The sequence below is a fragment of the Acinetobacter sp. TAC-1 genome (assembly GCF_029025845.1).
GTDB classification, from domain to species: Bacteria; Pseudomonadota; Gammaproteobacteria; order Pseudomonadales; family Moraxellaceae; genus Acinetobacter; species Acinetobacter guillouiae.
In genome coordinates, this window is the sequence record NZ_CP118892.1 from 2,626,446 (window position 1) to 2,648,236 (window position 21,791).

Annotated in this window: 17 protein-coding genes; 10 read left to right on the forward strand and 7 right to left on the reverse strand. The window is 36.8% G+C overall.

Annotated features, from left to right (window positions below; all coding sequences use genetic code 11):
• The first annotated feature begins 265 nt into the window (after nucleotides 1-265).
• Nucleotides 266-1,357, forward strand: a complete 1,092-nt coding sequence (gene ychF / locus PYV58_RS12370; RefSeq protein WP_004720929.1) for a redox-regulated ATPase YchF — start codon at nucleotides 266-268, stop codon at nucleotides 1,355-1,357.
• A gap of 492 nt (nucleotides 1,358-1,849) precedes the next feature.
• On the opposite strand, the gene PYV58_RS12375 is transcribed toward ychF, so the two are convergent.
• The 4 genes from PYV58_RS12375 to PYV58_RS12390 are packed head-to-tail and all read right to left on the reverse strand — an operon-like array spanning nucleotide 1,850 to nucleotide 8,354.
• Nucleotides 1,850-2,311: a hypothetical protein gene (locus PYV58_RS12375; protein ID WP_034610149.1), complete on the reverse strand. Its 462-nt coding sequence runs from the start codon at nucleotides 2,309-2,311 to the stop codon at nucleotides 1,850-1,852.
• Nucleotides 2,298-4,448, reverse strand: a complete 2,151-nt coding sequence (locus tag PYV58_RS12380; protein WP_034610148.1) for a M23 family metallopeptidase — start codon at nucleotides 4,446-4,448, stop codon at nucleotides 2,298-2,300. The genes PYV58_RS12375 and PYV58_RS12380 overlap by 14 nt, the downstream gene beginning before the upstream one ends.
• A gap of 10 nt (nucleotides 4,449-4,458) precedes the next feature.
• Nucleotides 4,459-7,041 carry a type VI secretion system Vgr family protein gene (locus PYV58_RS12385; protein ID WP_275059534.1) on the reverse strand — a complete coding sequence of 861 codons (2,583 nt, stop codon included), beginning with the start codon at nucleotides 7,039-7,041 and terminating at the stop codon, nucleotides 4,459-4,461.
• A 53-nt stretch (nucleotides 7,042-7,094) separates the two neighbouring features.
• Complete coding sequence (locus PYV58_RS12390; RefSeq protein ID WP_034617406.1) at nucleotides 7,095-8,354, reverse strand: hypothetical protein; 1,260 nt, start codon at nucleotides 8,352-8,354, stop codon at nucleotides 7,095-7,097.
• Nucleotides 8,355-8,751: 397 nt separating this feature from the next.
• Here PYV58_RS12390 and PYV58_RS12395 point away from each other — a divergent pair, with 397 nt between their 5' ends.
• Complete coding sequence (locus PYV58_RS12395) at nucleotides 8,752-9,363, forward strand: superoxide dismutase (RefSeq protein WP_275059535.1); 612 nt, start codon at nucleotides 8,752-8,754, stop codon at nucleotides 9,361-9,363.
• 222 nt (nucleotides 9,364-9,585) lie between these two features.
• Here the strand turns inward: PYV58_RS12395 and PYV58_RS12400 are convergent, their stop codons facing one another.
• Nucleotides 9,586-10,128: an Mpo1-like protein gene (locus tag PYV58_RS12400; protein WP_034617400.1), complete on the reverse strand. Its 543-nt coding sequence runs from the start codon at nucleotides 10,126-10,128 to the stop codon at nucleotides 9,586-9,588.
• A 332-nt stretch (nucleotides 10,129-10,460) separates the two neighbouring features.
• Between PYV58_RS12400 and PYV58_RS12405 the strand changes: the two genes are divergently transcribed.
• Together PYV58_RS12405 and PYV58_RS12410 are read left to right on the forward strand one after the other, a co-directional pair.
• A complete protein-coding gene (locus tag PYV58_RS12405) occupies nucleotides 10,461-11,156 on the forward strand; it encodes a Crp/Fnr family transcriptional regulator (RefSeq protein ID WP_034617398.1) in 696 nt (231 codons plus the stop codon).
• 174 nt (nucleotides 11,157-11,330) lie between these two features.
• On the forward strand, nucleotides 11,331-11,750 hold the full coding sequence (locus PYV58_RS12410) for a hypothetical protein (protein ID WP_034617396.1): 420 nt from the start codon (nucleotides 11,331-11,333) through the stop codon (nucleotides 11,748-11,750).
• 77 nt (nucleotides 11,751-11,827) lie between these two features.
• Here the strand turns inward: PYV58_RS12410 and PYV58_RS12415 are convergent, their stop codons facing one another.
• Nucleotides 11,828-12,310 (reverse strand): hypothetical protein, encoded by a 483-nt coding sequence (locus PYV58_RS12415; protein ID WP_004720940.1) that lies wholly within the window; start codon nucleotides 12,308-12,310, stop codon nucleotides 11,828-11,830.
• Nucleotides 12,311-12,412: 102 nt separating this feature from the next.
• On the opposite strand from PYV58_RS12415, the gene PYV58_RS12420 reads away from it, so the two are divergent.
• The 6 genes from PYV58_RS12420 (at nucleotide 12,413) to dapC (ending at nucleotide 19,442) form a co-directional block, all read left to right on the forward strand.
• Nucleotides 12,413-13,150, forward strand: coding sequence for an AzlC family ABC transporter permease (locus tag PYV58_RS12420; RefSeq protein ID WP_004720941.1), 738 nt, complete (start codon nucleotides 12,413-12,415; stop codon nucleotides 13,148-13,150).
• Nucleotide 13,151: 1 nt separating this feature from the next.
• Complete coding sequence (gene ygaH / locus PYV58_RS12425) at nucleotides 13,152-13,487, forward strand: L-valine transporter subunit YgaH (RefSeq protein ID WP_004821146.1); 336 nt, start codon at nucleotides 13,152-13,154, stop codon at nucleotides 13,485-13,487.
• A gap of 167 nt (nucleotides 13,488-13,654) precedes the next feature.
• The gene (locus PYV58_RS12430; protein ID WP_034617393.1) at nucleotides 13,655-14,152 is read left to right on the forward strand and encodes a metal-dependent hydrolase; all 498 of its coding nucleotides are present in this window, start codon (nucleotides 13,655-13,657) and stop codon (nucleotides 14,150-14,152) included.
• A gap of 190 nt (nucleotides 14,153-14,342) precedes the next feature.
• A complete protein-coding gene (gene purT / locus PYV58_RS12435; protein ID WP_034617391.1) occupies nucleotides 14,343-15,551 on the forward strand; it encodes a formate-dependent phosphoribosylglycinamide formyltransferase in 1,209 nt (402 codons plus the stop codon).
• 26 nt (nucleotides 15,552-15,577) lie between these two features.
• A complete protein-coding gene (gene glnD / locus PYV58_RS12440; protein WP_004821140.1) occupies nucleotides 15,578-18,244 on the forward strand; it encodes a [protein-PII] uridylyltransferase in 2,667 nt (888 codons plus the stop codon).
• A gap of 28 nt (nucleotides 18,245-18,272) precedes the next feature.
• Nucleotides 18,273-19,442 carry a succinyldiaminopimelate transaminase gene (gene dapC / locus PYV58_RS12445; RefSeq protein WP_034617415.1) on the forward strand — a complete coding sequence of 390 codons (1,170 nt, stop codon included), beginning with the start codon at nucleotides 18,273-18,275 and terminating at the stop codon, nucleotides 19,440-19,442.
• Nucleotides 19,443-19,494: 52 nt separating this feature from the next.
• Here dapC and PYV58_RS12450 read toward each other — a convergent pair whose 3' ends face one another.
• Nucleotides 19,495-21,717, reverse strand: coding sequence for a TonB-dependent receptor (locus PYV58_RS12450; protein ID WP_034617412.1), 2,223 nt, complete (start codon nucleotides 21,715-21,717; stop codon nucleotides 19,495-19,497).
• Nucleotides 21,718-21,791 lie beyond the last annotated feature (74 nt).

Sequence of the window (21,791 nt, forward strand, 5' to 3'; positions counted from 1 at the left end):
CTGTAGGGCGACATGGATGTCGTCGTTAGACGAAGGATAGTAACTTTACTTAATTGATCCACTTATAAAAATTATGCTAAATCAATTGTCACTCCCCTAGAATGCTCATTTTGTTCAATAAAAGTGCTGATCTCAGGCAAATATGTAGCACTTGATATATTTGAGATGATCTGATTTTAAAACTTATAGGTCGCAGACCTGACTTTGTCATGGCTTTCATGTAAAATCATCCGCAATTTTTATATAACACTTTGTGAGTTATTTCATGGGTTTTAATTGCGGTATTGTCGGCTTGCCGAACGTTGGTAAATCTACACTTTTCAATGCATTGACTAAAGCTGCTATTGCTGCGGAAAACTTCCCATTCTGTACCATTGAACCAAATACAGGCATCGTACCTGTACCTGATCCACGTTTAGACAAATTAACAGCCATTGTTAAACCACAACGTGTTATTCCAACTACGATGGAATTTGTAGATATTGCAGGTTTAGTTGCGGGTGCATCTAAAGGCGAAGGTTTGGGTAACCAATTCCTTGCAAACATCCGTGAAACTGATGCAATTGCACACGTTGTACGTTGTTTTGAAGATGAAAACGTAATTCATGTAAATGGTAAAATTGATCCATTAGATGATATTGCAACGATTAATACTGAACTTGCACTTGCTGACTTGGAAACCGTAACTAAAGCAGTTACCCGTTTGGCAAAATCAGCTAAAAGCGGTGATAAAGAAGCGCTTGCAACAAAAGCAGTTTTAGAAAAAATTCTACCTTTACTTGATGAAGGCAAGCCAGCTCGTGCAGCTGATTTAGATGATGATGAACGTAAACTTGTGCGTGGTTTTGGTTTAATGACATTAAAACCAACCATGTATATTGCAAACGTTGCAGAAGATGGTTTTGAAAACAACCCACATCTTGAAGCTGTGAAAAAGTTAGCTGCTGAGGAAAATGCAATCGTTGTTCCGCTTTGCAACCAAATCGAAGCTGAAATTTCATTGTTGGATGATGAAGATCGCGCTGAATTCCTTGAAGCATTAGGCATGGAAGAACCAGGTCTAAATGTGGTAATTCGTGCAGGTTATAGCTTACTTGGCTTACAAACTTACTTTACAGCAGGTGTTCAAGAAGTGCGTGCTTGGACTGTAAAAGTGGGTGCAACTGCACCTCAAGCTGCGGGTGTAATTCACACTGACTTTGAGAAAGGCTTTATTCGTGCAGAATGTATTGCTTATGACGATTTCATCCAATACAACGGTGAAAACGGTGCTAAAGAAGCAGGAAAATGGCGTTTAGAAGGTAAAACTTACATCGTTCAAGATGGTGATGTATTGCACTTCCGTTTTAACGTATAAACGGATCTCATGCTTTAATGAGACAGGTTGAAGACTTCTTCAACCTGTTTTTTTATTTATCCGTCTTTTAATCACATCATATAATTATCACTTCAAAAAGTTCATTAGCCCATTTAATTTTTCTTTGTAACTATCAATATTAAAGTAGTCAGCGATTTTTAGGCTAAATATTATTAGCTTTCATAATGAATAAACATGTATTTGCTGTTTTGAAGATAAAGGCATTCTCCCTTTTTGCACAATGACATCAATATCGCCTTCACCAAATTTAATATTGACTCCCATGTATTCTGCAAAGATTACAATTTTATCTAATGCCTAGGCAGTTCAGCCCTTTTCAGAAAAAATTGCAAATTTCTGTGATTCTAAGTCAGGCTGAACCATTAACCAATTGGTTATTTTATAGCGCATTATTGCTGATGATGTCATTAGGGATTAAATGTATTTATGCAACAAAGCCCTGTATAAACATAACATTGTGAATAAAAGCCATTAATTATAGATATCATCACATTTAATTTCTTTTATTTTTTTACTATTAAATTCTGCTTTACATTTTACCAGCTTATAGTATCCATTCGCACCCAATTTATACTCTAGTATTTTTTTTGGATTTCCCAGAGATTTAGTAATTATTATATTTGGTAATTTTGCATTTTTTTCATTAAAATTTATAGTGAAAGACATAGGTGCATCTAATATTTCACAATACAGACCGTTTTTTCGTTCTATAATAAAATGTTCAGGTGAATTGTTTGCTGTTTTGTCTTTAATAAATATTAAATTTGAATTTTTAGTATTTTTTACTAAAATGTTTTCATCTTCTTTAAAGCTCTCTCCAAATCTTTGCATTAAATATGCATCAATATTTTTAAAGCATTTATTATCAATACCACCTGCATTTGTATAAGTATTAAATACTATAAAAAATAATAAAAATCTAAATAAAGTCATAATTTACTTTCCCAATTTTGATCAATTTTACTGAAATATTTAAAGGCCAACGCTGAAGTTCTGCTCCCATAGCCGGATATTTATAATTTTCTTCCCCAGTTTTTAGCTCATCATCTAATAATATATTTTGTAAATATTTAGCATATTCTTGCCTTTCTTTATATCCATTACCACCACCATTCAATAACCAACAATTAAATCCAATAGAAATCTCATCATAATGACAATCTGCAACCCGATTCATATTAGAAGTACCTCGAAATGATTTTGAAACCCAAAAATACCCACTAGCTTCAGATGCATGGTTAAAGTCAGTTTCTATAATATTAGGGTCAAATCTAGGAAACCATTTTTCGCTTTCCCCAGTATCAGCATTCTTATGTACCGAAGTTTGGGTTATTCTGCTATCACGATAACTTCCAGTATGTTGTGGAAGGGCTTTGAATTTACCATATCCACTATAATTTGGAAAAGCCCAAGTTAATTGATGGAAACCCCGACCATAGAATGCTCCATAAACGTTAGTACGTCCTTTACCATATTCAGTTAAGGTTTGAAATAAATCAATTTCAATAAAAGTTTGAGTTAAATTGTGTGCGTATCTTTTAAATGAGCCACATGAATATTTATTAATAAAATGATTATAAAAAATGTAATAATTTTTTACCCTATTAATTGCTTCGTTAAATGAAACACTACCTTTTGACTGTGTCTTTCGGGGAATACATCTTGCAAACTCTTCATTAGATAAAAAAGTACATTTTCTAAAATGTCTGATAAATTCTCTTGGATGAAAATGCCAAACTTTATCTTTTACTGGTAGTTCAGATACTTTATCCCAAAAACTTAGATCCATAATATACTTTTTAAACTTAGTGAAATCGGCTGTAGTCATTGGATTTGGATTTTCATCACTTTTTTGGGTTACCCAATTGTATTGAGTTTCAACCAATGACTCGCTCCATTCGGTAGGAAATTGACAAATTGTTCGACTTAATCGAAATTTAACCTCAGCATCTCCGAGCATATTTTTTAAATCAGCATTTGTAGACTTACCATCTTTGTTTCCATCTAACCAAGCCTTCAGCAAGGGAGAGTTACACTGACTATCAGGTGTTGGATCATCATTAAATAAACGCCACCCAACCCAATGAGGAAAATCTCCATCACTAAATTTCTTTATGGCATCTGTATTAAGATTTACAAAACCTTCTTTGTTATCAGGTAAAGGAATTTTATGCCAATGAGATATAGTCGATACGTTACTTGGTTCAACCGCTACATTCAATATACGACCAAACCTAAATAGTTCAAAAATTGCGCTGTGCGATACTGTAGCTGTCGCAAATTTTTTAGAATATTTATATAAATCATATTCGTATTCTTCTCGTTCATTTTTGTCTTTATCATTCAGTTTATATTTAACTAATAATGGTTTTGTTCTTTGTTTTTGAAAAATCCCCTTTCCAAGCTCCTTATAAGTTTGTGTATAAGCCTTTCCATTTTTAAAACTTAAACACATGTATAAAGCCATATTTGAAGTATAAATTTCATTTGTTGCACTAGCTTCTTTGTAAAATTTAGTACCAGATGGTAAATAAAAATGAATATCTCCATAGACTACATCTTTACGCCCGTTTGTACCTAGATTTAATTCAGCTGTGCTACGACCAATTATTTTTGTTAAATTTGCTTGGTCACAAACAATTTCAAAATGTATTTTATTCTCATTTTGGTGTTGTCCTACTAAACCAATTTTTTGCTTCCGATATATTTTTCTTCCTTTATCTAAGCCAATTTCTATCTGCCTTAGATGCATATAAATAGAAAAATATTTAACTTTAACATTGTCACCAATTTCCGTTTCATGTTCGATTACAACACAAGCTTTGTGAGATTTAGAACCTTCATAATCAATGAGCTCGAAATCTTTTTTTGCATAAATCACTTTTCCATCAGCAATAGCTCTAACTACGTTATCATTACCATTGGCAACTTGGTTATAACCCCCATGCCAAGCCAATGTATCCAAAACAGGATATTCGTCCGCTATTGTACCCACAGGCATCAAAGTATTTATCCAATCATCATCAGATTGATTTGTATTAGGTTTTAAAATAAGAGGACTAATAATCATTGTTATATACTCACGAAAAATTCTTTTTTGTTTTTACTTTTGGTTCTGGAGGTAAATTTGGAGTATTGGCCTCAACTTTTGCCCCACTTGTAAAAATTTGTTGTCCAGATTTTACTTCAAACTTTCCTCCTGTTTTTGAGAAAATACCTGAATTATTTATCTGAACCAATGAACTCCCACCAATCAGTTTTATTTCTTTAGAAGCAATAAGATAAATCGTATCTTCCGTCGAAATAATTTGAATGTCATTTCTTGCAATAAGATCCATTACATTATTTTGTGCCTGAACTTCAAATTTACCTTTACCTGTAATTAGCTTCATATCATCGGTAGCTGCAAATAAGCTGACTTTATTTTTAGCATGTGCAATCAAGTTGTTTTGAGTGCTGAAATGAATACTATCTTGTGCAACATTATTGACCTGACCATCAGCAGATAAATGAATATCACGAATTGTTGATAGAGCAATTCCAGCAGGAGAAGTCAACAACATTAAATTTTGATTAAATTTAGCGATATCAGTTTGTATTTGTTCAGCAAACAGCTTTAAATTTTTTAACAATTCAACTTCATCAGTTTTTTGATTTTTAGCTGCTTCATTAAGTGAATTTGCCGAATATTCACTATTATTTAGCTGTTTTTTTGCTTCTTCTGCATTTAAGTGATTTCCTGATGCTTGAGACTGTTGATAGGTTGAAAGAAGTAAGCCATCACCAGCTCTAAGCGCTCCCCATTGATCTGTCCTTAATTCAAACCCTTCACCACGACCATCACTTTCTGCCGTTTCTTTAGGATGGCTTAGGTTTCCAAGATTCAATTGTGTGGTGCCATGGCTGGATTGTAATTGTGTACTTATTTGCCCAGTACTATCGTCAAATCTGAGTTGCCCAAAGCCTTCCCCTGAAACCTCTTTTGATCTGATTCCGCTGAGTTTTTTTGTATCAGGAAGTTGTCCTCTGATATCAAATTTGGTTGGGTTACGTTGTGCCTCATGAATACGACCTGTCACAAAAGGTCTATCAATATTGCCATCAAAAAAATCAATCACTACCGTCTCACCAGCACGAGGTAGAAATCTTGCACCATAACCTTCACCCGCCCATGGCGTGAGTACATCTACCCAAGCTGAATCTGTGTCATTGTCATTAGAACCAGCACCTCCATCATGGACATGATCTTCAATTCGAGTAAACAGGAAACGTACTTTTATCCGACCCCATTCATCCACATAGATTTCTTCACCATCACTGACCACTTTGGCACGTTGTACGTGAGCCGTTGGTCGATGTTTTAAAGGATCATATTCTGGAACAACATCAATACTTCTACGCACCACCATTAGCTCATTCGCTTGACGTTCATGTATGCTATGTTTATTGCTTTGCCAATGGCTGAGGGTGAGTAGTTTTTCAATTTGGTCTTGTATATCTTTAGGGAGATTATTTTGATTGTAAAAGTGCTTACTCAGTATAAGCAGTTCCTTATCGGCCCCGCTGTGATTTTTTTCCAGCTCGGGATGATCATTCAATTGAAACCAATAGCCAACCTGTGTATCACCGACACTACTATGCGCGGTAAAATATTTGGCTTGTAAAGCTTGGTATTGATTGAGCTGTTTATTCAGTTTATCCAGTTGACTATTCCCAGATGTAGTAGCTTGGTCTTCACCTTTAAGATCACGAATCCAAGCAGGGGAGATATTCCAAGCTTGCTCTAAACTTAAGCTTTCATTATCACGTTGCGCGCTGTGTTTGTGTGAACTGAGGACGGAACCACTGGCATCTTCTTGAGTTAAGCTGTCTGCTTGCCAACGCTGGACGTGGATTGCTGTAGATTGTAATTGTCTCTTTGCGATAAAACTGGTGATACTGTCATACTGTTCCGTCGCATTTGAACGATGATAACGAATGGTTCTACGTTCAATTGCTTTAAATTGGGCATTGTCATCAATTAATCTTAGTTTCTGTGGTTCAATACTTTGACGACTACTAGAAACCAAGTAATTTGACTCATCAATCAGCCAGTTAATTGATTCTTCACGTAAAATCCGAGTAAGGTATTCATAATCAGATTCGTTTGATTGCATGGAGAATGGACGGACATCATAGTCTTTGGTTAAGCCACTGGTATCCAGTATTAAACTTGCTGCAAACAAGGCACTTTTGGACTGCCATTCTTTTACGATAATTTCGCAAATTTCAACAACGCTCTTATCCATGAACACACGGCTATTACGTCTTTTATGCCAAAGAGAAGTTGGATCTTGCATGATCAAGCGATAAAGACTAAACGCACCATCGGATTGTCCTTGACTTGCACCTGTGATAATCCCTGTCGTTCTAAACAACCTGCCTGAATCTGTAACTTGGTCCACACTCACCTGACAACCAATAAATTGTTTTAATTCTATGAATGGGTTTGATGATAGGCAGATAAGCTCTGCCGATAATCCCTCGTTGATAGCATGATAGCCATCAATCCGCTGCAACATTACTTGCGAACTGAGTTCCAAATTTGAAAATTGAACATTAATTACTCTCTTTTGAGTTCCAAAGCCGAACTTATCTAAAATAGTAAAAATATTATTTAACATTATTATGACCTTATTTTTAATGTAGAAAACGTTAACAGAATGATTAGATATACTCAAAAATTATTCGTTTCATTTTGTTTCAATGTTACTGAAATTTTTTGATATTTTTGGATAGTGTATCGCTCAATTTTGTATTTTTCTTCAATATTTTCAATACTTAATCGTTCTAAATCATATTGATGTTTAAGTACCCAAGCTTCTATTTGATCTTGTTTAGTAATACCCAGAAAATTTCTCAAAATCATTCTATTTTTAACAATATATTTTTCTTTACGATTGAGTATTTTTGCAATTTCAGAAATTCTTAAATGCAAAGAAAGCAATATCTGTTGATTCTGTATACGCCAGGCTTGAACTTGATCATTGTAGTGTGGGATGTTAAGTAGTTTTTTAAGCTGCGCCTTTTTACTATTTACCTGACTGGGTTTGATATTGAGCCTTTTTGCCAGATCTTCTTTACTTAGATTGGTATCTAGTAAAATTTTTTGATTTGCGATTAGCCATGCTCGATTTTGGTCTTTCACTTTTGGTGTTTTTAAAGTTTCTCTTAACTTTACTCTTGCTCTTAGAATTTGCCCTGTGGTCTTTTGGAATCGTTCAGCCAGCTCTGCAACTGTTTTACCCTGATTTAACAATTCATCTTTATTATCAATAATACATTGATATTTATATAGTTTATTCTTTTTAAACTGTTCCGAAAAACTTAACTCTCCAAGTTCTTTACGAATACGGTTATAAATTTTTTGCGCACGAAAGTGACTAATATTGTGAGTTATTGAAATTTCTTGAATACTCATTCCAACCATTTGGTCTTTATGTTCTTGGAACCATAGTTCTTGTAAATCATCAGATTTCTTTTTTCGAATTCTTTTTCTTGTTGGAATACTGATCAAATCAGCTAACCATTTTTTATGCTGATACACCTGATTCCGATTTAAACCATATTTTATTTTTAGTGTTTCAAGACTGTCGTATAAAAGTTCTTCTTGATGCTCTAAAAGCCAATGATCATTGCGATAGATAAATTTATTTTGTATCCCTAAAGTTCGTCTGAATTTGGCAATAATACTATTGCTTAAACCAAGTTCCTGCTCAGCCTCACGAATTGAATGCACTTTAAGAAATTCTGCAACTTCGGGCGTTAAAATATTAGAAAACTGACCACCAATACCATCTCTAGGTGTCAATGAATATGGCCAGCCTTTATAAGCCATGATGCCTGAAAAAGACTTTCGCTCTTCATAAACATCCCAATCGTCACCTTCCCAGTCTTTAATCGTTCTTATTGGATAAAGTTTATACTTTTTAGACATAACCACTAAAATTCATTATGTTAATTAACCACATTATTATCAATATTAACTTAACAATAAAAGGGTTTATTAATAAATTTTTTAATTTACATCTATTTTTGAATATTAAACCGCCTCCGAAAGTATACTTTTAGGTGAATTCTAGATTAAGTGAAGCTGTATAAATCATGAAATTCAAATAATTAATTTCTAATCACAAAAATATCTAATATATTCGAGCTTTACAAAAATCAAAAATTCTCCTTTCTTCTTTTCTACAATCTCGGCTTATTACATTATTTTTATTTTGAAATCAGCTACACAATAATAAAGTTAAGTAGGTTGCACTTTTGATGCTCATATATAATAATGATAATTATTAGCATTATCATTACACTCAACATCACAGGATTGCTTCATGGCTTACTCTCTACCACAACTGCCTTATGCATACGATGCACTTGAACCTAATATTGATACAAAAACAATGGAAATCCACCATACCAAACACCATCAAACCTATATCAATAATATCAATGCCACAGTTGAAGGCACAGCATGGGAAAAGTTGTCGATTGAAGAACTGGTTTCAAAAGTGAATGAAGTTCCTGCTGATCTTAAAAATAGCGTGATTAATAATGGTGGTGGACATGCCAACCACTCTTTATTCTGGACAGTAATGAGCCCTCAAGGTGGTGGTGAGCCAATTAAACAAATCGCTGAAGCAATTGACAGAGATATTGGCGGTTTTGAAAAATTTAAAGAAGCCTTTACCAAAGCAGCACTGACACGCTTTGGTAGTGGCTGGGCATGGTTAAGCGTAACCCCTGAAAAGAAAGTCATCGTAGAAAGCAGTGCCAATCAAGATTCACCACTGATGAATGGCAATATCCCAGTGCTGGCTTTAGATGTCTGGGAACATGCTTATTATTTAAAATACCAAAACCGTCGTCCCGAATATATTGCGGCATTTTATAATGTTGTGAATTGGGAAGAAGTGAATCGCCGTTATTTAGAAGCAATCCAATGAAATACTATACAGACCATATGACGATGCCAATGTTCAATTCTTCACTGATTAAAAAAATAAAATTTTATATTGGTTGCGCCATTTTTTTCTTTGGTTTAGTGATATTTATCAAAGAATTCTTATTCTAAAACAAACAAAAATATAGAAGTCGATACCCTTTAAGTCAGTTTAAATTACTGCCTTAAAGGGTTTTATCTTGATTTAGATTGGTTATCTTTCAAATTATTTCGCGTGTAAAGCCTGTAATGATTTTTCATCCATTGCAGTACGTTGCTTTCTGGCTTCTGCTAGCATTTTTTCTTGTAGATCTTTACGAAAACCTAGCAAGAATACAAATTCAGCCAAGACAAATAATGGACCAATCGCTAAACCAACTAAATCGTCAACAAATGCAGGTTTTTTCTTTTCATAAAAATGCCCTACAAATTGGAATACCCATCCTACAACAAAAGTACCAATGCTGATACTTAGCCAAGTTCCCATGCCTAATTGGGCAATTTTATAGGCAAATGGATAGGCCACTGCATAAATAAGCAACATTAAAAAGCCGAATGATTTATCCAGACTTAAATAATAAATCACACTTAAAACCAGTAGAATCAATGCTAAAGTGATTTCAAAACCTGAAAGCATCACCCCTGCTCTAGCCGTTAAACACATAATTGAAAATACGATCATCGGAATACCAATAAAATGCGTAAATACATTTTTATGGTCTAAATGATAAGCTGCGTACTGGCTAAGAAGTTGTTCTAATCTGTTCATTTTCAGCGTCCTTGTTAATCTCTTCATTTCACTATATAAAAACGCTAAGATAAAAGTTGTCGTCTAGCTGACAAGTTGAATTGATTTTTCATTTAAATTTGCAAAGAAGTAGATAACAACAGCTTTCACAATAAATTTATTGATACATTATGGCCAGTGACTCTGTCATATTCACGCTAAATTGTTGCTCTTAAAGGAGGATTGTAAATGGTTCTACTCTGCGCTTATCGCCACTGATTTTATCTAATGTAATTTCTACCCTACTGACTATGCTGTTAGATATATTTGAAAATCAAAGCAAAGATTAACAATGATACATAAAAGGACATATTGTGCTGAATTCAACGGACCTTGAATTATTATCAAAGAATTTATGGTATTCACAACTGCCTATTCCTTTTCAACAATTGATTCAACAACAAGCCCATTATCAAAAATTTGAGCGTGATCAAGCGATTTTCAGATCAGGCGATCTATTTAATGGCATCTATGCCGTCTTAGATGGTCGGGTACGCTTAGGCTATATTGATATTGAAGGAAATGAATCCGTTGCTGCTATTGCAGAACCGATTATGTGGTTTGGAGAAATTTCTTTGGTGGATCAGCAACCACGTTCTCATGATGCCATTGCTGTTGGAAAATGTTTAATTTTACATCTCCCCAGCCAAGCGATTCAGAAAATTTTAAATGACTATCCGCAATATTGGTTCCATATCGCCCAATTGACCAGTCAAAAACTTCGCTTTGCTTTTTTAGAACTCATTTCAATTCAAACCCAGCATATACAACAACGATTGGCTCAGCGTTTGATGTTTATCTTAAACGGCTACGGCAATCATATCCGTATTGAAAATAACATCATTCATTTATCTCAAGAACAATTGGCATTGCTGCTCAAATGCTCACGTCAGACCATTAACCAAGAATTACATTTACTCGAACAACAAGGCGTTTTAAAAATTGCCTTTAAAAAAATAGAAATTTTAGATATCAAGCAATTACATTCTATTGCTCACTCACTAGGCTAATTCTAATTTAACTCATTACTTTTCTACTTTTAGACAAATATTAAATTCACCTTAAACGGCTGGAATATATAATCATTTTATAAATAAAATATACAAATAATCTATTCTACTTTGTGAAAAATACAATTATATTTTAGCGAGGCGCTAATGCCATCTCAATAAAAGTTGAAATAAATGAAAAAAATCACAACATTGCTCACAGCGGGATTATTCACTGTACTTAGCGCTTCTGCTTTTGCTTGCCCTAAAGGTACAACATTGGTTGGTGGTACAGGTCCAAACCATAAAGGCGGCAAATGTGTTGCGGCTAATCCTGCAGCTCAAGCGACTCAAAAAGCAACAGCTGCAAGTACAAAAGCCAAAGCTGATGCAACGCAAGCAAAAGACAAAAGTGTAGCTGCAACAAAAGCTGTTGAAGCGAAACCGAAAGAAGCAGCAACAAAGCTAAAAACTGAAACTGAAACTGAAACTGCTGCAAGCAAAGCAAAAGCTGAAGCAACAACCAAAGCAGTAAAAAATGACGCCGCTGCAAAATCAACTGCTGCCAAAGACAAAGCAGTGAAAACTGCATCAACCAATCCATTAAAACCTTAAGCAACGAAAAGCTTACTTAACGAACATTCGTATGAATTAAAAAAATGGCGCATATTTGCGCCATTTACTAAGATCCTTTAAAAAATATTATTATTTGCTTTAGTATTGCCTAAACTTGGATTTTCAATTGCATCTTTGCACTGGGCTTTATCACGCTCATATTGCGCTTGATTTTTTTGCATTTCACCATCTTTTTCCAATGTCGATCTTGCCCAAGTATCTAAACTGGTCATGGCTTTACGACACAACGCGTATTTACCTTCTGTCACCGAATCGGTCATTTTGACATTGATACGCCAGTCGGTACTGAGTTTCCGTAAAGGTTTACGTACATTGTCTTCAATCAAATTCAATTGCTTACGGTAGACAAAGGGTTCCACCTGATTGATCAGCTTCCATGCTTCATTGGCATAGGTTGTCGCATCATTTGTTAGTTTTGGCGCAGCTTTAATTTCAACTTTTTCTTTAGGTTCAGAAGATGAATTACCACATGCTTGTAAACCTAAAACACCTAACACCAAGGTCATACTCAATAATAATTTCGACTGATTTGCGAACATAAAGTTACGCCTAAATAAACATTTCGCTACTATGCTAGTAAATTCGGGTAGAATACACAATCTTGATTTTACCTTTTGTTTTACTCTCGTTTTAGGTGTCCTGTGTCAGAGCACAATCCCTCAGTCCAAACTGCTGGCTTTTGGCAAGGCGCTAAAGACAGTCAAGCCATCATCTTTACTTATCTGCCTGTATCTTTTGCCTTTGGTGTATCCGCGACCCAATTTGGTTTTAGTGCATGGGAAGCCTTATTTCTATCTTGCTCTATGTACGCTGGTGCTAGCCAATTTCTTGTGGTTGCATTATTGGGCAGTGGCACATCTATTTGGATGACAGCACTTACAGTCATTGCACTGGATATTCGCCATGTACTTTATGGGCCAGCCTTACAAAACCTGATTCAAGACCGTTTAAACCTAAAAAAGACCGCAGTATGGGCATGGGGTTTAACCGACGAAGTTTTTGCGGCTGGAATGATTAAACTTTCCCAACGTCGTCAAGAATGGTCAGAGTCTTGGATGCTCGGACTCAGCTTGTTTAGCTGGATGTCATGGGCCTTGGGTTCATTTTTAGGTGGTTTATTTGCAGATCAAGTCAGCGACTTGCCGCAATTTTTACAAGCCGCTTTAGACTTCTTGTTACCTGCATTGTTCTTAAGCTTCTTACTGGCAGCTTTTGAGAAAAAACATACTTTTGTGGTTGCTGTATCTTTAGTGGTTTCCGCATTGGCCTGTTATTTTATCAACATGTCTGCTGCAATTTTTATTGGGATTGCATCTGGGATTTTAGCGGGATTATTTAAACATTATGTTTTAAAGCAAACTGATGAAGTGAGTATTTAAAATGGATTTACAGATTATCTTGGTGGGGATATTGGTCGGTATTGCAAATTTTGCTTCACGCTTTGGTCCATTCTATCTGCTGCAAAAAAGCCAACAACACACGCAATCTCGTGGCGCAACATGGTTAAAAATTGCATTAGGCAGTATCGGAATTGCAGCAATCAGTTCAATGTTAATTGTCGCCACACTCCCACCATTGATCGAAACGCCAAATAAAAGTTTTGCGATGCTGGTGGGCTTTATCGTACTCACAGGATTGTATTTTAAATTTAAAAGAATTGTTTTAGCGACACTTACAGCAGCATTGGCCTATGGTTTGGTCTACACCTATCTGTAGTTTTGTTGTTTAAGCATATTTTAATGTATCATCAGATCAGCGTTTAAATTTAAAGTCTCTAGGATTTAAAATGCTTTTATCTAATCAATTTACAATAAAAAACCATGTGAATTAATTAGTTGTGTATGATTGCTTTCAAATATAATATTTAAAATACGCAACTTGATATGTTTATCGCACACTTACCTTCTGGCTATATCTTGGCTAAACTTTTACTCAAGAAATTTAAACAGACAAAAATCACCAATAAAGCTTTTTTTACGCTGATTATGCTTGGTGCAGTTTTTCCTGATATTGATCTATTCTATTTCTATTTATTCGATCATAGGTCGGTACATCACCATAAATATTTTTTACATTGGTTTTCATTTTGGATTCCAATCTTTCTAATCGCTTTATTTTATTTCATCCATTCAAAATACACGGCTAAACCTGCCCTGATGATCAGTCTTTTTTCGGGTGCTGCCCTGCTACATATTGGCTTGGATACTTTTGTAGGTGATGTTTGGCTTTTTGCACCGTTTATTGATCAACCCTATGTGTTTTTTGAAGTCAGCTCACGTTATCAGCCGTGGTGGTTAAACTTTATTCTGCATTGGTCGTTTTTTGTAGAATTACTGATCTGCCTCATTGCGTTGATTCTGTGGGTTCGTAAAAAGAATTAATTAAAAACTCTTAATCAGTTTCCTTGCGCAAATTCAAAGCCACTTCATTTGTAGTGGCAAACCACCGATAAGCTAAAAACTTTATAAAAAAATCTGTTAGACAATATCATTATTTTATGTCAATCAGCCCTTAACACACGCCTGAGTTCTGCTATGCTAACAGTCCATAAGACAAGCATGGAAGAATAGCATGAGCGTTACTATTGGTACCCCACTTCAATCATCTGCATTTAAAGTTTTACTGTTAGGTTCAGGAGAGCTTGGTAAAGAAGTGGTGATTTCATTACAACGACTTGGTGTTGAAGTTCACGCGGCAGACCGCTACGAAAACGCACCTGCCATGCAAGTTGCTCATTTCTCTTATGCCTTAAACATGGCAGATGCAACAGAATTAAAAGCTTTAATTGAAAAAGTAAAACCCAATCTTATTGTTCCAGAAATTGAAGCGATTGCTACTCAAGTATTAGTCGAAATCGAACAACAAAATATTGCAACCGTGATCCCTTCGGCAAAAGCCGTGAATTTAACCATGAACCGTGAAGGGATTCGTCGCTTAGCGGCAGAAGAACTTGGTTTACCGACTTCCGCTTACCGTTTTGCCAATACTTTAGAAAGCTTCCGTTCTGCATGTGATGACATTGGTTATCCGAACTTTGTTAAACCTGTAATGTCTTCTTCTGGTAAGGGGCAATCTCGTGTCAAAGAATATGCAGAAGTAGATGCGGCTTGGGAATATGCTCAAACGGGTGGTCGGGTAAATCAAGGTACGGTCATCGTTGAGTCACAAATTGACTTTGATTTTGAAATCACCTTACTCACTGTACGTTCGAAAAATCCAGAAACAGGTGAAATTGAAACCGCTTATTGTGATCCAATTGGGCATCGTCAAGATTCAGGCGACTATGTAGAAAGTTGGCAGCCCCAAGCAATGACAGAAGCAGCTTTAAATGAAGCCAAACGCATTGCCAATAAAGTCACTGTAGCACTTGGTGGCTGTGGGATTTTTGGGGTAGAACTGTTTGTAAAAGGTGATAAAGTATGGTTTAGTGAAGTATCACCGCGTCCACACGATACAGGCTTAGTCACACTTGCATCACAATTCCAAAGCGAATTTGAATTACATGCACGTGCGATTTTGGGTTTACCTGTCAATACTGAACGACATAGTATTGCTGCAAGTGCTGTAATCTATGCAGGTATGGATGCAAAGAATCTTTCATACTCTGGCTTAAATCTTGCTTTGCAAAATCCTGCGACAGACTTACGCCTGTTCGGTAAACCTGAAGGATTTAAACGTCGTCGTATGGGCGTGGCAACAGCACGTGCTGAAACAACAGACCAAGCACGTGAACTTGCACAAGAAACGGCTGCAAAAGTCACTGTTCATTTAAACAACTAGCCAATATATTTGCGGACAAGACATCCATGATCAACACCTCTCCTCTATTGGAATATGTAACTGATATACATGACATTAAAGCGATTAATCAATGGCGTAGCGATGTTGAGCAACAGTTAAATGAGGCCTATGATCATGGTACAACAATACGCGAAATTGTCCGTACCCGTTCAAATGTGGTAGATGAAGCCCTTATGTTTCTCTGGAAGCATTCGGGGCTAGATCAAACAGATCTTGGTTTATTTGCTGTTGGTGGCTATGGGCGACGCGAAATGTTGCCCTATTCTGATGTCGACATCATGATTCTTTCAGAAGAAGATCTTTCTCCTGAACAAGAACAAACAGTGACGCAATTTATTTCTACACTTTGGGATGTGGGGAATTTTAAACCGGGTGTCAGTGTACGGAGTATCCGAAGTTGTTTTGAACAAGCCACCAATGATCTCACTGTGGCAACCTCGCTGATTGAAGCGCGATTAATTATTGGCAATCAACATCTGGCAAGATGGCCTCGTCGTGTCGTTTCCCAAACTTGGACAGACAAGACTTTCTTTGATGCCAAGATGGATGAACAAGCGCAACGCTATGCACAACATAACAATACTGAAAGCAATTTAGAACCCGATATTAAAAATGCACCCGGCGGTATTCGGGACATTAACCAAATTGGCTGGATTGCCAAACGACATTTCCGAGTCAATCGTATTTACGACTTGGTTCATTTGGGTTTTATTTCTGAATTTGAATTGGGCGTTCTGGAAGAAGCTGAAAACTTTCTTTGGGAAATTCGCCATCATTTACACCGTTTAACCAAACGTGATGAAAATCGCCTATTGTTTGATTATCAACGTGATATTGCAGCTAAATTTGGCTATACACGAGAAGATGATCATCATCCAAATTATCCAATTGAACAGTTCATGAAGCGTTATTATCGTACCGCGCAACAGGTTTCGACCTTAAATGAAATGTTATTGGCTTATTTCAATGAATCGGTGATTACCCCACGTTTACCCGACTATGAACGTAAAATCGAAAATATTAACGAACATTTTAAATTGGTTGATGGCAAGCTTGCCGTTCAACAACATAAAACCTTTTCCGAAAATCCAAGCGCTATTTTAGAGATTTTTTATATCTTGGCGAATCGCCCTGAAATCGAGGGTATTCGTGCACGTACATTGCGTCTTTTGACTTTAGCAGCAAAACGCATTGATCAAGCATTTCGTGATAATCCGACCCATCAAGCATTATTCATGGCGATCATCCGCTCTCCATATCGTTTATATGAAACCATGGTGGCAATGAAGCGTTATGGTGTATTAGGAAATTATATCCCTGCATTTGGGCAAATCATGGGACTGATGCAATATGACTTGTTCCATATTTATACCGTCGATGCACATACCTTACTGTTAATTCGTAATTTAAATCGTTTTAAAGAACCCGGCTTTGCCAAAGACTATCCTGTTGTCAGTTCTGTATTTCAACGCTTAGTCCGTCGTGACATCGTATTCCTTGCTGCATTATTCCATGATATTGCCAAAGGCCGTGGTGGAGATCACAGTGAACTTGGTGCCGAAGATGCAATTGAATTCTGTCTTGCGCATGGGTTTACTGAGCGTGAATGTAATTTGGTTGCTTGGCTTATCCAAAACCATTTACTGATGTCGATGACCGCACAGAAAAAAGATATTTCAGATCCAGATGTGGTGAAAGAATTTGCTGAAAAGCTTGGTGATATGGAGCATTTAGATTATCTCTATACGTTGACGGTTGCCGATATCAATGCCACCAATCCAAAACTTTGGAATACATGGCGCTCTTCTTTGATGCGTCAACTCTATACCCATGCGCGTGATGTGATTCGTTCTGGTTTGGGCCGACCTGTTGATTATCAAATGCTGATTGAGGATACCAAATTCTCTGCAAGCGAAGTCTTGGTAGATGAGTTTCCACTGGATCAAGTTGAAAAGGTCTGGCAAGAGCTTGGGGATGAGTACTTCCTTAAAGAATCCGCAGATGAAATTGCATGGCATACCCGCGCCATTTTGCAACACGGCGACAACCCTGCACCATTGGTGCTCATGCGTGCGCACCGTAAAGCAGCACAAGATGCTGTACAGATCTTTATTTATACTCAAGACCAACCCAATCTGTTTGCCACTACAGTGGCAATTTTGGATCGTATGAATCTGGATGTCCAAGATGCACGGATTATCACTGCAACCAAAGCCTTTAGTTTAGATACTTATGTGGTCTTGGATCGTTTCGGTACCTTATTAACCGATCCTGAACGTGAAGAAACAGTCAAACAGGCGTTAATTAAAGCCTTAAGCGAATCAGATAAATATCCGGGTTTGATGCAACGTCGTATTCCACGTCAACTTCGCCACTTCGATATTGAAAATACTGTGGATGTAACACTTAACGAAGCTTTGCAGCAAAATATGGTAGAAATCTCTACCCTCGACCAACCGGGCTTACTTGCACGCGTTGGGGGTTTATTTATGATGCAAGGTTTAGACATACATTCTGCTAGAATCGCTACGCTGGGTGAAAAAGCAGAAGATATTTTCTTTGTCACCAAAAAAGATGGCACCCCCCTCACTGAAGCTGAGGCTGAAGTCTTTACCGCAAAATTAAAAGCGGCATTAGATGAAGCATCCAATCAAATCTGTGGGCAACATTAATCTTACTTTCTATCGTGGTAATTGTTTCATGAACTCTAGTTTGTCTTTATTACATCCTTATCCATTTGAAAAGTTAAGCCAGCTTTTTCAGGATGTAAAACCTGCAGATTTACCTTTGATCCCACTTTCAATTGGAGAACCAAAGCATCCTGCTCCTGAGTTTGTGAAGCAAGCGATCATTGATAATTTTCAGCACCTTTCAACTTATCCAAACAGTAAAGGTTTACCAGAACTTCGTGAAAGTATTGCTCAGTGGCTAACCCGTCGTTTTAAACTGAATGCAATCAGTGCCGAAGATCATGTCCTTCCAGTAACAGGCACACGTGAAGGGATTTTCTCTTTTGTACAAGCCTTGATTAATCGTGATGACGCACCTTATGTGGTAATGCCTAATCCGTTCTATCAGATTTATGAAGGTGCAACACTTTTAGCTGGCGCCAAGCCATACTTTGTTAACTGTACCGAAGATAACAATTACCTCGGTGATTTTGATGCTGTACCTGCTGAAGTTTGGGAAAAAACTGCACTTTTGTTTGTTTGTACGCCGGGAAATCCTACTGGTGCGGTACTTTCAAAAGCACAATTCAAAAAGCTCATTGCACTTTCTGACCAATATGACTTTGTGATTGCGTCTGATGAATGTTACTCAGAATTGTGGTTTGATGAAGCACCGATCGGCTTATTAGAAGTCTGTGCTGAATTAGGTCGTGACGACTATAAAAATTGTATCGTGTTCCATTCACTGTCTAAGCGTTCAAACCTACCGGGTATGCGCTCAGGTTTTGTTGCTGGGGATGCAAACTTACTTAAACCTTATTTAAAATTTCGTACTTATCACGGCGCTGCAATGCCAGTCCAACATCAATTGGCTTCAATTGTTGCTTGGAACGATGAAACACATGTTGAAGAAAATCGCAGACTGTATCGTGCCAAATTTGATTTGTTCCAAAATGAACTCGGTCATCTTTTACCATTACAAAAGCCCGATGCAGGTTTCTATTATTGGTTAAAAGTCGATCATGATGAAAACTTTGCCAAAATGTTAATGGAAAAAGCCAACATTAAAGTTTTACCGGGGCGTTATTTGTCTCGTGATACTGAACAAGGCAATCCTGGTGAAGGTCATGTTCGTATGGCATTGGTCGCAGATATTACTCAATGTGAGCAAGTGATTCAACGTTTAAAAACCATTTTATAAAAATATGCTGTTATAAAAAATGCCCCAAATTTGGGGCATTTTTTTGTGGTATTTAAAAATCAAAAGCCGCACTTAACATAAATGTACGAGGTTGCCCAGCAACCAAGTAGCCGTTATTGGTGTTAGAAGTACTGTTGATGTTGTCGAATAGACCAACTGATGACCAATAATTTTTATCGAAGACATTATTTACACGGAAATTAAAAGTTGTCGGTGTTTGCCCCAACTGAGTTTTATATGTCGCACCAAGATCTAAAGTTGTCCAATCACCTACTTTCAATTTGTTGTCTAAACTCGCATAAGTCGAACCTGTATAGGTGACTTGAGCATTTAAAGACACATCGTGAACTGTTGGCAATTTCCAATCAGCACCAACATTTGCTTGAAATTTTGCAACACCCACTTCCTTTTTATTATCGTAGTTAACATTTCCTGTATTTTTTTGCTTTGCATCAATCCAAGTTGCACCACCTAACACTTTTAAAGAATCCGTCAATTGACCAAAAGTATTGAGTTCAACACCACGATGTACATATTTACCCGCATCACTAAAAATACTGTTTTCAAGTACTGCGCGCTGCTTATCGATATCAAACAAACTTAAGCTTGCACCAAACTGATCATTTTCATATTTGGCACCAATTTCTTTTTGTTTAGCAACGAATGGTTTGAGTGTTGTGGTTTCTTTCGTCGTTGAATTGGTATTACTCAAACCTTTAGCTAAAGATTCAATATAATTTGCATAAACTGAAACTTCAGGCAGAATTTTATAACTTAGACCCAAAGCAGGGGTAAACTTACTTTCATCATACTCACCTGATTTAGTTGAAGTTCCATAATTATAGTTTTCTTGCATGATGGTTTGATAACGTCCACCGAGCATGACTGTTAATTTATCATCTAAAGCTTTGAGGTTATCGCCAATGGCAATGCTTCTTAAACGCGTCCGAGTCGTTAATTTAGGCGTATCTAAGTTATTCCCAAACAATGCATTTTGTGAATAAGCAGGTTGATCATACTGAATTGGATTATAGATATTGTTGGCTAATGTATTTTTATAGTCCATCACATAAGCATTGCGGGTATTCTGTTGAAATGCTGATGCAGAAAGCACTAAATTATGTTCAATTGAACCTGTGTTTACTTTGCTACGCACACCAACTTCACCAGTATTGACCATATCTACACGTGCATTGTCAAATCGGTAAATGGTCCCCGCGCCTGTTGTCTGATTGGTCAAGGTCATATTTGCTAAACTGTTTTGCTCTTCGCCATGTCGAAAACCATAAGCAGCATAAGCCGTTAAATTATCAGCTAAATCATATTCAGCACGATAACTTCCAAAAACATCCTCTTCATTTGAATACGTCCATTTTTGTGCAAAGTTATCTGAGCTATCAATTGCTTTCGGAATCTCGGTAATACCCGCGCCTAAAGTCACGTTTGGACGAGTCGCTTTTAAACGATTATTCACATAACCCATATCGCCAGAAAGACGTAAACGATCACCGCGGTAATCCAAGCCTATAGAAGCTAAACCTAAAGATGCTTCTTCATTATCAACAGCCGTATCACCACCATGATATGCTGTGTTTACACGTACACCGAATTGTTGATCTTCACCAAAACGTCGAGAAATATCATTGGCAATATAACCGCCATTAAAATCCGTACCCACTGTGACACGATTGAGTGGTTCGTTACTTGCACGTTTTGGCAATAAGTTAATTGCACCACCAATCCCACCATTACTTGGCATGGCTCCATTTAAAAATGAGGATGCCCCTTTTAATACCTCAACACGTTCAAACAGCTCCGCAGGAATATATTGACGTGGTAAAATTGAATATAAACCGTTATAGGCTGTGTCGTCTGAACCCAAGTTAAAGCCACGAATATAATAATTTTCTTGGAAATTACCAAAACCACGTCCGACACGAACACTTGGATCCGCTTTTAAAACATCCCCAACACTTTTTGCTTGTCGCTCTTGAATATATTGATTGGTATAGCTGGTTAGATTAAACGGCGTATCTATATTTTTCTGATTACCAAATATCCCAACTTTACCGCCAGAAGCCACTTGTCCACCGGCAAACGCTGGCATTAAACCCTCTGCTGATGCATCTGCACTTGCGACTACTGTAATCGTACTCAGTTGTTTTGCATTACCATTGCTCGATTGAGTCGATGAAGCATCTTGTTGTTCAGCATGCGCAATTGCAGCACTTGTCGCCACTGCCATCATCACAATTAAGGGTTTAATTTTTCGCATAGGAGGCTCTAAAACAGTCATCTAAATTAAGCCGCAATATTAAATGATAATCACTATTACTTAAACTTACTTTC